The organism is Nitrosomonas sp. Nm84 (assembly GCF_003201565.1).
In the GTDB taxonomy this organism is placed as follows: domain Bacteria; phylum Pseudomonadota; class Gammaproteobacteria; order Burkholderiales; family Nitrosomonadaceae; genus Nitrosomonas.
In genome coordinates, this window is the sequence record NZ_QJJP01000040.1 from 1 (window position 1) to 15,284 (window position 15,284).

At 46.2% G+C, this 15,284-nt stretch carries 12 protein-coding genes and 3 pseudogenes; 5 read left to right on the top strand and 10 right to left on the bottom strand.

What is annotated here, in order from left to right:
- Positions 1–216: 216 nt before the first annotated feature.
- The 4 genes from C8R34_RS17175 to C8R34_RS15010 are packed head-to-tail and all read right to left on the bottom strand — an operon-like array spanning position 217 to position 9,809.
- The gene (locus C8R34_RS17175) at positions 217–7,635 is read right to left on the bottom strand and encodes a calcium-binding protein (RefSeq protein WP_309146194.1); all 7,419 of its coding nucleotides are present in this window, start codon (positions 7,633–7,635) and stop codon (positions 217–219) included.
- Positions 7,632–8,126: a hypothetical protein gene (locus C8R34_RS15000; protein WP_110341968.1), complete on the bottom strand. Its 495-nt coding sequence runs from the start codon at positions 8,124–8,126 to the stop codon at positions 7,632–7,634. Before C8R34_RS15000 ends, C8R34_RS17175 begins: the two co-directional genes overlap by 4 nt.
- A complete protein-coding gene (locus C8R34_RS15005; protein WP_110341970.1) occupies positions 8,123–9,355 on the bottom strand; it encodes a hypothetical protein in 1,233 nt (410 codons plus the stop codon). Before C8R34_RS15005 ends, C8R34_RS15000 begins: the two co-directional genes overlap by 4 nt.
- A 13-nt stretch (positions 9,356–9,368) precedes the next feature.
- Positions 9,369–9,809 carry a hypothetical protein gene (locus tag C8R34_RS15010; protein WP_110341972.1) on the bottom strand — a complete coding sequence of 147 codons (441 nt, stop codon included), beginning with the start codon at positions 9,807–9,809 and terminating at the stop codon, positions 9,369–9,371.
- A 407-nt stretch (positions 9,810–10,216) separates the two neighbouring features.
- Between C8R34_RS15010 and C8R34_RS17180 the strand changes: the two genes are divergently transcribed.
- Positions 10,217–10,348 carry a hypothetical protein gene (locus C8R34_RS17180; protein ID WP_258364529.1) on the top strand — a complete coding sequence of 44 codons (132 nt, stop codon included), beginning with the start codon at positions 10,217–10,219 and terminating at the stop codon, positions 10,346–10,348.
- 153 nt (positions 10,349–10,501) lie between these two features.
- Here the strand turns inward: C8R34_RS17180 and C8R34_RS15015 are convergent, their stop codons facing one another.
- Positions 10,502–10,834 carry an HU family DNA-binding protein gene (locus tag C8R34_RS15015; RefSeq protein ID WP_110341974.1) on the bottom strand — a complete coding sequence of 111 codons (333 nt, stop codon included), beginning with the start codon at positions 10,832–10,834 and terminating at the stop codon, positions 10,502–10,504.
- Between the two features lie 269 nt (positions 10,835–11,103).
- Here C8R34_RS15015 and C8R34_RS15020 point away from each other — a divergent pair, with 269 nt between their 5' ends.
- Both C8R34_RS15020 and C8R34_RS15025 read left to right on the top strand, forming a co-directional pair.
- Positions 11,104–11,310 (top strand): LexA family transcriptional regulator, encoded by a 207-nt coding sequence (locus tag C8R34_RS15020; protein ID WP_258364530.1) that lies wholly within the window; start codon positions 11,104–11,106, stop codon positions 11,308–11,310.
- A 369-nt stretch (positions 11,311–11,679) separates the two neighbouring features.
- Positions 11,680–12,402 (top strand): hypothetical protein, encoded by a 723-nt coding sequence (locus C8R34_RS15025; protein WP_165872593.1) that lies wholly within the window; start codon positions 11,680–11,682, stop codon positions 12,400–12,402.
- 106 nt (positions 12,403–12,508) lie between these two features.
- Here C8R34_RS15025 and C8R34_RS15030 read toward each other — a convergent pair whose 3' ends face one another.
- The 5 genes and pseudogenes from C8R34_RS15030 to C8R34_RS15045 all read right to left on the bottom strand — a co-directional run bounded on the left by C8R34_RS15030 (position 12,509) and on the right by C8R34_RS15045 (position 14,829).
- A complete protein-coding gene (locus tag C8R34_RS15030; RefSeq protein WP_258364532.1) occupies positions 12,509–13,105 on the bottom strand; it encodes a tyrosine-type recombinase/integrase in 597 nt (198 codons plus the stop codon).
- A gap of 57 nt (positions 13,106–13,162) precedes the next feature.
- A pseudogene (locus tag C8R34_RS17185) lies at positions 13,163–13,339 on the bottom strand (site-specific integrase); the annotation flags it as partial.
- A gap of 82 nt (positions 13,340–13,421) precedes the next feature.
- A complete protein-coding gene (locus C8R34_RS15035) occupies positions 13,422–13,721 on the bottom strand; it encodes a type II toxin-antitoxin system RelE/ParE family toxin (RefSeq protein ID WP_110341978.1) in 300 nt (99 codons plus the stop codon).
- Positions 13,718–13,966 (bottom strand): CopG family ribbon-helix-helix protein, encoded by a 249-nt coding sequence (locus C8R34_RS15040; RefSeq protein ID WP_110341980.1) that lies wholly within the window; start codon positions 13,964–13,966, stop codon positions 13,718–13,720. Before C8R34_RS15040 ends, C8R34_RS15035 begins: the two co-directional genes overlap by 4 nt.
- A gap of 509 nt (positions 13,967–14,475) precedes the next feature.
- Complete coding sequence (locus C8R34_RS15045; RefSeq protein WP_258364531.1) at positions 14,476–14,829, bottom strand: tyrosine-type recombinase/integrase; 354 nt, start codon at positions 14,827–14,829, stop codon at positions 14,476–14,478.
- Between C8R34_RS15045 and C8R34_RS16700 the strand changes: the two are divergent.
- Positions 14,814–14,993, top strand: a pseudogene (locus C8R34_RS16700) (ATP-binding protein); the annotation flags it as partial. The gene C8R34_RS15045 and the pseudogene C8R34_RS16700 sit on opposite strands and share 16 nt — an antisense overlap.
- A 149-nt stretch (positions 14,994–15,142) precedes the next feature.
- Positions 15,143–15,284: pseudogene (locus tag C8R34_RS15055) on the top strand (IS3 family transposase); the annotation flags it as partial.

Below are 15,284 nucleotides of genomic sequence, written 5' to 3' on the forward strand. Positions count from 1 at the left end.
CCAGTTTTTGAGTGTCCCCTTGGGTAATGACAGACGTTTTGCAGTTTCAACCAGAGTCAATCCACTTTCTTTGAAAAACTTAACTGATTCCTTCCGAAATTCCTGACTATATTGTGTGCGGGGTAATTCCATCTTAATCCTCCATTTCATGTCTTCATTTTATGAAACTTCGGACTCCATGAAAATCAGCATACCTCACATAGAGAAAAACAACTGTTATAGCCAAAGGGATGCTATCACCGGGTCCAAGGTGGGTTGGTAGGCTGGTGGCAGTGTGGTCTGCCCGATGTCAGGTGGTGCGAAACCAGCCATTGCAGTCACCAGATTCTCGACCTTGCTATCTTGCAGCGTCAAACCATTGGCCGTTCTGAATTGTTCGACATGATAGGCCGAACCCAAGTACCAATCCTTGATCACCAGCCTGTCAGCGGTGCCGATCACACTGACCTCCAGGTTATTGCCGGTATGTTGGAACCAGATTTGATTCGCGCTGATGCCCGATAGAAATTGTGCCATGTCGGTGTTACCCGCGGTGGTATCGTTCTCGACCACGGTTTCAATGCCATAACCGCGTCCCAGGATGTAAGTGTCATTGCCCTTGCCTCCGGTCAGCATGTCAGCCCCTTCCATACCATCCAGCGTGTCATTGCCGGTGTCACCAAACAGAGAATTGGCGGCAGCATTGCCGATCAACATGTTGTTCAGCGTGTTACCGGTACCGTTGATCGCTGCCGTGCCAGTCAATGTCAGGTTCTCGACATTGCTGGGTAGCGTATAACTAATAGAGGTCAGTATCCGGTCGGTGCCTTCATTGGATCGCTCGGTAATGATTTCCGAAGCATTGTCGGGAACATAAGTGTCGTCGCCGGCTCCACCTATCATTTTGTCAATGCCTTCCTTGCCATCCAACCAATCGTTGCCTGCAGCCCCGGTTAGCGTATTGATGTCGTTATTGCCGATCAGTGTGTTGTCCAGCGCATTGCCGGTGCCATTAATTCTTGCCGTCCCGGTCAACACCAGGTGTTCAACATTCGCTCCCAAGGTGTATCCAATTGCACTGGAAACCGTATCGATGCCTTGATTGGTCAATTCCGTGACAGTGTCTTTTGTGCTATCGACGAAATACAGGTCATTACCCAAACCGCCTGTCATCGTGTCATTGCCGATACCACCATCCAGCCAGTCGTTACCGTCACCACCGTTCAAGGTATCATTACTACCAGATCCAATCAGGATGCTGTCTTCCGACGTACCGGTGAGCGTACTCCCGGTGCCAAACTGAATATCGCGCAATCCCAATGTGGTACCGTCGGCAAATTGCAAGCGCTCAACCTTGGCACTGTCATTGAGGAATTGGTCGTATATGTCAATATTACTTCCACCTGCAATGGAAATATGGAGATCGTCGCCACCCCATCGCTGAAAACTCAGATTTGTCGGATTGATGTTCACATTAAGCTCAATCTTGTCGTCACTACCACCATCGTCCAATGCACTGAAAGAAGCACCCGTGAATCGATAAATATCATTCCCGGTGCCGCCTTCCAAATAATCGTGTTTAGTACCGCCGCCGCCATCCAGAACATCATTTCCCGCACCACCATACAGTTTGTCGGCATCGCCCAATCCGTTCAGAACATCATTACCGTCACCACCATACATTACATCGGCCCAAGCTGTCCCATCAAGATTATCGTTGGCAGAGGTACCGCGAATATTCAGAAAACTATCCAGTATCGACTGTGTCGATGGCAGGTTGCTGCCATCCGTAAATACCCATGATTCGATGATCGCATAGCTGTCACTCATATAGTTTCTGATCGTCAGCTTGTCATTCGTTCCAGTCAGCGCAAGAATCAAATCATTTCCACTGCGCGATAAGGATAAATCCGATGCACGGATTGAAGCGTCAAAACGGGCAGTATCAGATCCGCCCGTATCGTCAACAATATCCTGCCCGCCATTGCGCTCAAAAAAATACTCGTCGCCGTCGATACTGCCATTTAACATATCGTTGCCGGCCTCACCGTGCAAAGCATCGTTACCACTACTGCCGTTCAATGTGTCATTGCCCGTGCCGCCGTACAAGATGTCGTTACCGCTGCCACCATTCAGTGTGTCGTTGCCTGCTTCACCATACAATGCACTACCAAATCCAAACGTTGAATTGCTATTCAGCACGTCATCACCGGACGTACCATGTAAAGTATTAGCCAACAGAGACATATTCGTTGCCGACAAAGAACGGCTATCGGGGAAAAGGAAGTAATCCACCTGGGATTTGTAGTCGCTAAACCAGTTTTTGATAGTGATGCTATCGCTGACAGACACTTTAACCACCAGATCGTTGTTGAGCTTACTGACCTGAATACTTTCCGGCGTAATGCCAGTACCGAAAGTTAAATCATCAAAAGAACTGTAAAACCATTGTGCATTCGAAAAAAAAGATCCTTCGCTAATGGTGTCATTGCCATCGCCGAGATTAAAATAATAGTGATCGTCACGCGAATTGCCGTTCAGTGTATCATTGCCGCGCCCACCCATGTAATAATCCACGCTGTCGCTGCCGTAAGTCTGGTCGTCGCTGCTGCCGATCAACAGGTAACCATCCAGTACATCATCCCCGTCACCGCCATACAGCCAGTCGGCATCTTCACCTCCGGCTATCGTATCGTTACCTGCATCACCATACAGATCATCAGTGTTCACATTGCCATTGATTACGTCATTGCCCGCCAAGCCGTGTATGATGTTCCTGTAGCTGCTACCATTCAGCGTCTCCGCCGCCGCTGTTCCGTTGGAAATGAATTGGGGAGAAACGCCCGACCCCGCCTTGACTCTTACACTGTCCGCACCAAACGAATAAACTCTATCGTTATTGCTCTCAAACGTCAGGTTGAGCTGACCAAGCAATCCCGCACCAAAGAGAATCGAGTTTTCAGCGTACCAAGGAGAAGAAGTATCGGTAATCGTATCCTGGCCATCGCCCTGATTAAAGAGATAAGTATCTGCGCCCTGACCGCCATTCAACGTATCATTACCGCCCAATCCGGATAACGTTTCACCATAGGCGTTGCCACCTTGAATGACATCGTTGCCAGCCGTGCCGGTCAACGTCAAGAATGGCGTGGTCAATTGCGCAGTCGTCAGTACGGTGCCTGTGGTTGAGAACCGGATGGTTTCAATTTGTTTGGATAGATCATTGAACCAATCCTTGATCGTCACGCTGTCAGTACCATTCACATGCGTGAGTTTCAAATTTTGCCCCACCCGGGCAATGGTGATATCGGCGTCACCGATACCTGTGCCAAATGCCAGGCTGTCCGCACCACCCCAATCCTCGATCGTTTTCGCGCCGTCGTCCAAATTGAGCGTGTACTGATTATTGAAATTGATCCCCATCTGATCCAGCGTAGCCGTCGACCAAGTCGTGCCGTCCGCATCGAACACCACTTGTTGCAATCGGTCATAGGTAGTGAGATACCAGTTAGCCACCGTGATACTATCGCTGCCGTTTTGGTGACGCAGCATCAAATCATTGCCCACACGCTCAACAACGATGTCCGTGCTGAAAATATCGGCCGCAAAGCGCAATGTCAATGTATCGGAGTTATAGGGATTGATTCTGTCGACACCATCACCCAATGCAAACAAGAAAGTATCGATACCTGTTCCACCATTCAGATTATCATTTCCCTTGCCACCGATCAGCGTATCATTCCCGCCGTTACCATAAAGACTGTCATTACCGTCCAGTCCCATCAGTGTTTCATTCAATGCGCTACCGTAGATCGTGTCAGCACCCGCTGTACCGCGCAGGGTTGTCGCAGCAAGGTTAGCGATAGCATTGCCGTTCCAGATGGTGCCGTCGGCAAATTCAAATTGCAGCAAGCGCCAGGACGGATCAGCATACCAGTTGGCAATCTTGACCTGATCCACGCCATTGGCGTGAAACAACACCAGATCGTAACCGGATTTAGCCGCTGAAATATCGGCAGGCACAATGCCCTCGCCAAAGCGCAGCACATCGCCCGCCGTATCACCTTCTTCCCAGATGACATCCTGTCCGCCGCCCAGGCTGAACGAATAAACATCGTCTCCGGCATTACCCGACAGCACATCATTGCCTGCTCCGCCATTTAATACATCGCCGCCTTCCTGACCAAACAGATTGTCATCACCTGCATCGCCATTTAACGTGTCATTGCCAAGTCCGCCTTGCAATTCGTCGTTATCCTCGCCGCCTTGCAATGCATCGCCACCTTCCTGGCCAATCAACACATCACTGCCCAGACCACCCATGATCAGATCATCACCAGTGCCGCCCTGGAGTTGGTCATTGCCGCCATATCCACTGATAGTGTCATTATTGACGCTGCCCTGCAGCAGATCCGCGCCGGTACCACTATAGAGATGAGTGAGCGGTTCTCCGGAAGATGCTTGCACCCATTCCAGATTCAGCGTAACGGCATCATGCAGATTCTCGCTCACCCAGGATTCAAGATCGATTCCTTGCGCGCCATGATCAAAATAGATCTGCGCATCCATGCCATACAACGCGCCTTGCAGATCAAGCGTGCCGCCATTCTCAAGCGTAATATGCAGAACATTCGTGTTAGCCAGCCAGGTCGCGCCGGATGGCGCATTGGCAACAGTAGAACTGGGCTCAGCAAATGAACTGATTGCCATACCGATGGGCTCATCCGCTGAACTTAGCGTTAAGCTGCTGGTATCGGCCAGCATAATGGTGTTTTTACCTTCGATATCGCCAATGGAATCACCTGGTTCCACATCCTGATAGGTATCATCGCCAGCTCCACCATAGATTTGATCAACGCCGGTTCCTCCGTTGAGTGTATCGTTACCGCCATTGCCATACAGCTTGTCATTACCGATTCCACCCTCCAGCACGTCGTTGCCTTGGTATTGCGCAGCAATGGAGTTGTCGTCCCCGGTCAGCTCATCGTCACCCGAACCGCCCACCAGGTGATCTGATCCACCATCGCCCCAGATGGTATCGGTACCACTGCCACCATCGAGATGATCATCACCATGCAGCGCTGCATCGAGATTCCTGTTATCTCCCATCAAAACATCATCTCCGCCTTGTCCGAGAATCAAATCATTGCCGCCTTCTCCGAAAACCACATCGTCATCCACGCCCGCATCGACAAAATCATCACCGCCCTGGGTAAATACCCAGTCTTTCCCGGCACCGCTATAGATCACATCGTCATCACCGGTATTGGCATCGACAGTATCCAACGTGTTCGAAAAGTTGTAACTGCGACTATAAACAGTCGAATTGTTCTCAGTCGTTATATGACGGGTGACATTCCAGGCCGGATTGCCGGACGTAAAATCGATATCACCTTCAATGGTGTCATCTCCACCCAACCCCATCATCACATCTTTACCCATTCCGCCCATCAGAATGTCATCACCGGCCTCACCGGTGGCGATATCGCTGCCGGGTCCGCCATCCAGCAGATCACCGCGCTGCCCGCTGGCGGCCTGGGTTTCACCCACTGCGTAGGCCTCATCAATGGTACGTTCGCCGTCAGCGTACAGCCGGTCGTCATTTTCTTGCCCCGCAATCAAGTCACTGCCAGCGCCGCCCAGTACGATATCTTTGCCGGTATTGCCAAACGCGCTATCTGTTCCAATTCCACCCTCAATCCGATCATCACCTTCTTTACCCTGGATAAAATCATTCCCACCCAATCCTTGAATCAAATCATTGCCCGTGCTGCCATCGAACACATCATTGCGATCAAGCACAGTTTCCGTGATCGTTTGATCATAGGCAGGCACCACCAGTGGCGTATTTTCGCCCAGCGTGATACCCAATTTTCCTTCGCTCCAGTTTTTGATCTTTACCCTGGCGCTGTCTGACCCATTGACGTAGCTGATGAGAAGATCTTGTGTGCCGTCGGCTTGGGGACTAAGCAAATAAATAAGACCATTCTGTTCGTCAGCCCAGCCGTTACCGATCTTTATCAAATCCTTGCCATCCGTTACACCACCCTTACCTTCAGCAACAACCGTACCGAATTTGACGCTGCCGACACCATCCGCGTCGAAAAGCGCATCAAAGCCGTCGCCAGGATTGATGGTATACGTGTCATTTCCTATCCCGCCTTCGAGATAGTCATCACCCTCGCCGCCGTTGAGAATGTCATTGCCGCCACCGCCGTAAAAATGGTCTTCAACCTTGGAGGCCGCCGGATTGTCCGCGCCATTGCCACCAAAGAAATAGCGCGGCGTGTTATCGGATAACTCACCTTGCGAAACCTTATAGCCGGTGGTTACATCCTCGAAATAGTCGTTGATATTTTGGTAACTGTGATTGCTTGAATTGGATGAGACCGTGGAGTCGAGCGGATTTTTGTCTTCGATGTTGAACCAGTTCTTGCGGATCAGCATGGTCATGCGATCCACCAAATACGCCGATGTCAGCGCACCCGTTCCGGTATCAGGATCAAAGCGATCTAAAGCGCCGCTCGTATTAAACCCGCTGTAATCAACACCATTTCCTTCCAGTATGAAAGGATTGAGCGCAACCAGCGCAAATTGCGCCGCCACGCCTTGCTGGCTATTGCTCTCGATCTTGGCGATGATATTGCTGGCGGAGAGATCGGATAGCGGCGTCAATTGGACATTACCCGCCAAATCCTTAAATAAGGTATTGTTCTGTAACGCGTAAAGATTCGTGTAAAACTTGTCGCGATCGCCTGCCTCGGTCTTCTGACCATCGCCCAGCACAACCTGACCATTCGCTGGATTCAGAACAATAGTACGCAACGCATCGAGCGCGGATTCAAGCGTCTTGCTGTTGGAAGCACCGGCAATGTCCTTGGTGGAACCGAAGGCATCGATCAGTTTGCTAAGTTGATTCTGACTCAGATTGGGGGCGAGTTGGGAATGCAACGATTGAATGGCTAGCGCATCGTTCAGTACGCTGATACTATGATTATTACCCGATGCTTCAGTTTGAATGCTGATGGCTGTTCCCAGTTGATAGCCTAAACCTGCAATGACGGGAAAACCTTCAGAACCGCGTATGTTCCAGATATTGTCCGTCGATGCACTGCTCAAACCCAGGGCGCTACGCAGTGCATCCACCAGATTACCCAATGGGCCACTTACACCAGGGGCATTATAAAGATAAGCATCCGTCACTTGCGAATAGCTCTGCTTGACGGCAGCAGCCAGATAGCCACCCAGACTGTGACCGGTGACGGTGAAGCTCTGCCCTTGAAGTACATCGGGATCACTCAACCAAGTATCCAGTTGCATTCTAAGGGCGATGAATTGGGGGTTGAGGCTCGGAGGTATTGCCGAGGCCAATAACCCATCAGCGGTTAAATCGTTGCCTGATAGCTCAGTACCGCGAATGGCAAGATATTTCTTGCCACTGCCAATTTCTTCGAAAACGGTAGCTGAAAAACCGGTGATGGAGTAAGGGGATTGGGCGGCAACTTGCCATTTAGTAATGAAAGCATTAGCTTGTGAGGTAGACATACCTACTGATGGACTAGTTAGCTCTTCAATTTCTATTGCTCTACCCAAGAACGTGCCATAAGCAGCCTGTGCCAATTCAGATTGAATAGAGTAATCGCTCAACTGACTCATTTCCTTGTTTCCTCTGATAAATTAATAAAAATTTTGTGCATCAATTTGCCAGAACTAGCTTCCATAGCATTGGGACATCGATACGATGAAGGCATCCAAGGCCCAGGCAAATCTCCCCCCCCTCTGCTATATAAAACAAACTCACCCAACAATTTCATATCCGATTTTCGTGTAATTCTTAAATGATCTCGTTTCATGACAGTTTCGTGAGCACCTTGTGAAGCTGGATCTCCTTTTTTATAGTAATGAATATCCCATTGGTAGATATATTCTGGCCCCAATGCATTTTCACCTTGAGTGGGTCGATAAAAATTGATCTGTCCATACTTCTTATCAAACTTATCCGGTGGCAATTGCACCGTTTCATATACTTTGACACCCCCATCAATCGCGCACAGACGATCTACTTCTCTATCCAATCTGGCTTTTTCTGAAAAAAAGATTGCATAAACAACCAATGAAACAAACAAAAGTAGAATGATTTTTTTCATGCAGCAAGCCTCCATTCGGTGATCATTTCTATTCCAGTATCGGGATCAAAACGCTCCAAAGCTCCATTTGTATTGAACACGCTGTAATCAACACCATTTCCTTCCAATATGAAAGGATTGAGCGCAACCAGCGCAAATCGCACCGCCACACCTTGTTGGCTATTGCTCTCGATCTTGGCGATGATATTGCTGGTGGAGAGATCGGATAACGGTATCAATTGGACATTACCCGCCAGATCCTTAAATGGTGTACTACTCTGCAATGCGTAAAGATTCGTGTAAAACTTGTCGCGATCGCCGGCTCCGGTTTTCTGGCTATCGCCCAGCACAACCTGACCGTTGGCTGGATTCAAAACAATAGTACGTAGCGCATCGAGCGCGGATTCGAGTGTTTTGCTGTTGGAAGCACCGGCAACGTCCTTGGTGGAACCGAAAGCATCGATCAGCTTGCTAAGTTGCTCCTGGCTCAGATTGGGGGCAAGTTGGGAATAGGTTGAATAGACGGCTAAGGCGTCGGTGAGTACTTGCTGGCTGTGGTTGAGTGCATCATGAGGATCGATGACATCTGACGACATTTGATCTTCGATTGTAATGTCGATCGGTGGGGCAACATCAAAACCTAGACCTGCGATTGGGATTGGGCCTATCGCGGCTTCGATATTACTGATTTTGGATTGATCGTATACCGGCGCAAGTCCCATCCAATCAAGTACCGTCTTGATAAACGGGCCTGCGAAGCCACCCAATCCAGGCGCGTTGTAGAGATAAGCGTGCGAAACATGATTGGCAAATGTCGGATCATCCACAAGACCGACTGCCAGAAAACCACCCATGCTGTGGCCAGTAACAGTAAATGTTGGCGATAGCGTACCATTTCCCAGCCACTCAGTGACTTTGGCTTTGAGGCTGACATATTGAGGATGCAGCTTAGTGCTGCCAAACAGCATGATGTCAAAAACCCCGGTTGCGAAATCCCTGACGTCTGAAAGCCCAGTGCCACGGACTGTCAGATAGGTATTATTATCGGCATCGGCAAATACTGTGGCTGATAGGCCGGTGGAGTCGGTGTGTTGGGCTACTACGCGGTATTTGAGAATGAATGGTTCAGCTTGTTTGGTAGAAAATTCTGCGCGTCTTAATTCCTCTGTTGTTGGTGTAGGTGAAGCAAAATTTCCATAGCTTGCCAATGCCAGTTCAGCATGTTTGGAATAATCATTGTATTGATTCATATCTTGTTTCTCGTTATTCTTTAATAAAAATTTGCCGAATTAAATAACCAGAATCTTCTTTTTGAGGACATTGAAATGAAGAAGAATGCCAAGGCCCTGGAATATCTCCACCAATCCTTGTATAGCTAATAGCCTCACCGAGTAGTTTTTCATCAGATCGTCGATACAATTTGAAATGAAATTTCCACATCTCGGGATTTCCCTTAATTAAATAATTTGTAGAACTCTCGGAATAATATTCATCTTCCAATTTAGCCAACCACCTAGCTGGAACACGTATCTGCCCATACTGATCAAATCTTTCAGCCGGCAACCGCACCGTCTCATACACCTTAATCCCGCCATCAATCGCACAAAGCCGCCGCACTTCATCATCCAGTTGCCCCTTGCTCGGCCCGCTTGCACAGGCAGTAATCAGTGGCAGTATCAGTAGAAAGAGAAAGAAAGTTTTCATACGATGAATCTCCATTGGGTGAATGTTCTTATTCCGGTCTCACAAGTTTAGAAAGCTTCAAAGCGCCACCTATGTTAAATGCGTCGTAATTTACTTAGTCAATACAATGGAATGAAACGCGATCAATGTCTTGTGTGGAGCTTTGAATCCTTGGTTCTATGATTTTCTATGCGGACAGCATTTTTCCCACTAAACAGGTAATAATTCCTACATAACAAGCTTGGCGATAGTACGACTGACCACCGTAAATCAAATTGATGAATAGCCACCTGTTTACCTGTTATATCTGGAATTTTAAACCGCAAGGGTAGGGCAAGGTTGATTGAAAAAATGCAGCCAAACTGGCCTATGATCCGGCATTAACCGTGTATCAAGTTAAAAAACTGATCCCGTTATTGGATACAAGAATGGAGATTCAAGGACTATTGGCAGAAAGAGGCGATGAAATGCGGGTTTATGTGGTGGCTATCAATACGCCACCTGAATATGTCTGGATACATGATCGCTGGCCAAGATTGGTTCGACTAAAAGATAAGTAATTCCTCATATTTTGTTTGATCTGATTGATAAGATAATTGTAGACACTAATCAAGCCTACCATATGATTTTTTCATATCACCTTACCCAGGGAATTGAATAGTTCTCCCTTGATGATTCCCTGGATTCTTCCAATCAAAACGCACCCAATCGTATTATTTCTTTTTTTCAGTCTGTTTAGGTTTTGCTGATTTGGCTGCACTGGTTTTCTTAACAGAGGCCGCCGCATCAGATAAGGCTTTGCCTGGCTTGAATTTAACGACCCTTTTGGCAGGAATTGTCATGGTTACACCAGTCGCTGGATTGCGGCCTTCACGACTTGCACGCTCTGTAACCGAGAAAGTACCAAAACCTACTAACTGCACATCGTTGCCGCTTGTCATGGTTTCTTGAATAATTTCAAGCAATCCGTTCAGCATGGCAGTTGTTTGGGTTTTTGTGGTTTTAGAACGAGTAGCAACGGCTTCAATCAATTCAGTCTTATTCATAGGGTGCCTTATTAGTGGTTTAAGAAGTGGTTGGTAATCTAGCAGGGTATAATCCTACAAATCAATAATTTCTAAGCATTTTATGTGTTTGTCGCCTAAAAACTTACTTTATTCGCAAATATAAGACACACTCAGGATTTCAATCCTGAATGAATTGTTTTTATGATTGCTCTAAGTCTATGCATTGGATCTTCTCTATAGACGGGATGGCTTTGTTGCAAAAAATCCGTATTCCAGTTTAGTATCAGTTTTTGAGGTGGAGAGAAGCGTTGATCGATGTTGGTTTAATGCTAGGCGACAAAGTTATCGTTGATCGATCAAAATCTCCCGTCATCGGCGATATCGTATTGGCCGTGGTAGATCGAGAATTTACAATTAAAATTTACGACCTGGGTGTTAATAAAATGCCAAGATTAGTACCGGCCAATTCTACGGGTACTTATCGACCGATTTATATTCGTCCAGAAACACCCTAATAGAGTTTCTGGAAAAAATCTATGGGGCTTTACGTACCTTTGTTGGAATTTACCCATTGCTCCCTGAACCCCAATTGAGGCAATGTTTTAAAGGACAGGATGAGATGAGCTTTTTAGAATGGCCGTGTGAACTACTTTTAAGCGTTTGCACCTTTTTAGTTGCGACAAAGGCTTTATTGGCATTGATTCTTGGCGGCATCTCGATCGGGATGATTTTCATAGTAATAAAACAAATAATCAATGATTTAAGGAGATAATTGGGTTATTCTGCATAAAGGTACCTAACGCACCATAGGGGTTCTGTGGAAGAACCCCCTTATACAGAGCAATTCATCCTAGTCAGTCGTATAGTACCTTTTTGCACCGCTATTGACAGCGGGAGAAGAAATTATGACATTTAACAGTTTTACCCTAAGCATTACCAAGAGAATCATTCAAAGAACAGTACTTCGCCCGATTATTATGGCTGCGTTGATTGCTTCGCTGCAAATGACAGGTTGTGCAACCCAGTCGCAATTGACTAAAGACAATTACACCGTCATTGATGTGCCCCAGACATTGGTCGCTGCTTCAGCGCATGATGCGGTCACCCAGTTAGCGACGATGTATGCAACGACAAGTACTGTATTAAATATCACGCAAGCAACAAACGATTCTTTTGGCGAAGCGTTTGTGACTGAACTTCGCAAAAAAGGATTTGCGGTAAAAGAATTGGAACAACCCCCAGGGCTTAGTTTTTTACCGGAACCCATTTATCGCGCTAATCGCGATCAATCGGCACAAAACAATCCCGCTGGATTCCAACAATCACCTCGAACACAATCAAAGCTACAAAACCAACAAAGCGAGCAAGATCAGCAAAACTTACTAGAAGAAAGAGATAAACGAAAAGTATCAGATACGAAAAATTCCAAAGACTCGTCCAACTTACTACCAGATTTCGATACTACAGTCACTGTAGGCTATTTGTTAGATAAGGTTGAAAACCATTATTACTTGCAACTTACTATTGAAAGTATCCAGTTAACACGTGCGTATGCGGTTCGCAATGATGAAGCCACACCGATTGGCCAATGGGTCAGAAAAGAATAGAGTGGGGCAGAGATTAAAAATAGCAGAAGGCGGAATAAAAAATCATGTCACACGAATTCGCATCTTCTATCACCCGATGTACTACCTCTCATTATTTGTAGAGCACTCAATAAGCAACCTTAAACGTTGGACTATCTTCTGGACGGGTTTTGCGATGATCATAAATCCTTGTGGTAGCAATATTGGCATGACCCAGCCATTCTTGTACTTTGGCAATATCTGCTTGATGATCCAGTGCATTGGTGGCCGCCGTTGCGCGTAATGAATGTGCACCGATCTTAAATCCCAGCTTAATAGAATATTTCTGAACCAATTTGTACACACCATCTGGTGTAATTGATTGTTGTGAGTCTTTGTTGCGGTTATTACTGGCTGAACGGAATAAGGCCTCAGTATCTTCCAGACCATGTCCAGCAGCATCGAGATAGTCATGGATTAAACCGCTGGCGGCAGGGTGCAACGGCACATAACGAGTTTTGCCTCCTTTTCCGGAAATCTTTATATGGGGTACACCGCGCCGCTCCTGCTTAAAATCCTTAACTTTTAATCGGCACAACTCATCACGACGCAGTGCGTGATAAAGTAGAGTGGCCAGTATCGCACGATCACGCTTGCCCTTAAGTGAGTTAGCATTCGGCGCATCGAGCAATTCGCGCGCCTGATGATCTCCGATTGCCGGAGTTTTTCCTTCATAACTTTCCACTGCGGGACGTTTTACACCCTTGACTGGATTATGCGTAACCGTGTTTTTCTCACATAAATACTCAAATAAAGAGGATAGTGCTGATAAACGGTGTCGGATGCTCATGCTGCTTAATAACCGACTTAACAAATCATCACGCCAGGCAATAATATGAGCGCGGGTCACCATCCTGAACTCTTCAGGATTTTGAATACCGGTGAAATTCATAAAATCTTTTAAAGCATTCTCATAGGCCCGCCGAGTCTCGACGTTACCTAAATTGGCAAACCATTTAACTTCAGTCCACGCAGTCTACATTAATTGTAAGCGATAACCACTAGCGAAAATGATCGAAATTTTCAGGCCATTTTCTGGAGGTATGCATGACAGCCAATATGCGAATATCTCTGTCGGTTATTTGATAGACAAGGATGTATGGAAGGTCACTCATCACTATCTCACGCGTACCAAACACACGGCCTAGGCGACCAATTTCAGGGTGACGCGATAGATTATCAGCAGTAGCTTTTATTCTAATTAAAACATGATAAGCAGCATTGGCGTTCTCTTGTGCAATATAATCACCAATTGATTTTAAATCTTCTAGCGCTTCATCCAGCCATACAACAGCGCTCATGCTTTGAATTTATTTATGATGGCATCAACATCATCACTTGAGTGAAATTTTGCATTTTTTCCTGAAGCAATATCTAAGCGTTCTTGAATTCTTTTTGTTTGCCAATCGTAAATTTCCAGATAGTGATCAATAGCTTGATTAACTAACCAGTTTCTGGAACGATCCAGACTGTGCGCAATTGCATCTAGCTTTTCTTGTTTTTCTGGTGCCACTGATACACTCATGCGTCCTGTTTCGCTTGCCATTTCTTATTCCTTAAGCAGAAGTAATCATATTTAATCTTGGCATAGATAAGTATGATTTGCAAACTGAAATAGTAAACGGAAATTGAAATAATCATTGCTAAGTATCATAAAGATCATTGTGTCAAATTTGTGCCAAAGTGCGGCAGAAATACCATCATTTGAGGCTGATTGACACTGGCTTTATGCTTGGCAAGCGTTGTAAGTAATTGATTGTATTAAGTGCGCATTCAATGGTTGTGTCTCATAATCCCTTTGTCGCTCAGATACAGTTAACTTGGTAGTAAACCCGGTGGGCGCTCATTCCATTAATACAAGTCAAAACGATTCAAAAATGAACCGAAATTTCTGCAAAAAGACATCCTTAAATGCTTACCAAAAATGCCAAAACCTAGTCATCATTTTGAATGCAACTGATTGATAATAAGATAAATAGTTTGGTATGGAATCGAGCCTGCGTCTATTTGATAAATCAGTCATTTAGTTTGTCGCTACGTACATATTACAATTTGTTATTTCTTTTTCTTAAATTGCACAATTTCACCTGGCTTTGTTAGCCCGCCTGCTGCAAGCATTGCGCTTGTGGCTGTATTAACCGAGTCTCTAACCGGATCAAGATCAAGCCGCGCATAAATCGCCGTTGTATTTTGGTTCTTATGATTAAGCGATTTGCCAATAATCGCCAGCGATGCACCGGTCTTTGCTTGCCAGCTTCCCAATGTGCGCCTTAGATCATGAAGTCGCAAATCTTTTATTTCTGCGCTTTTTAATATGCGTTCCCAACCTTTTCTTGGTTCCTGAATGTGTCCTGATTTGCCGATGCCGGGAAAAACAAATTCACTATCATCTGATTTTCGGTTTTGCAAAACCTCAATCGCTTCTGGATCGACTCACGCACCATTGCCACATTATTGAAACCGGCAATGAGTCTTTCCGATACAAACAAAGCGCTGTCACTGCGAAGATTAGAATACAGCAGCGAGAAAAAGAAAAATACTCATCAGAACAAAATCTGGCTAATTTGCAGTAATTACAATTAAACTAAAACATCAACAGGAGGCAAAAACCAACTCAGTCCGGTCCACTTATCCACAGTAGCGTAGTATCCTGCGCTCTGTTTCCCCCTGGTCATTTTTCAACCGTAATGGGTGGTCAATTTTAAACCGGTATCAACACAGCTTTATATCTGAATCGTCAGTTTATCGACTACTGAAGGCTCATGATCCGATCACCAGTCCAGCCTACATTCTCATGCAGGCAAGAGACAAGTTTCAGCACCCAACAACGCGCGTCAATGAAATGTGGCAGACCGACTTCACCT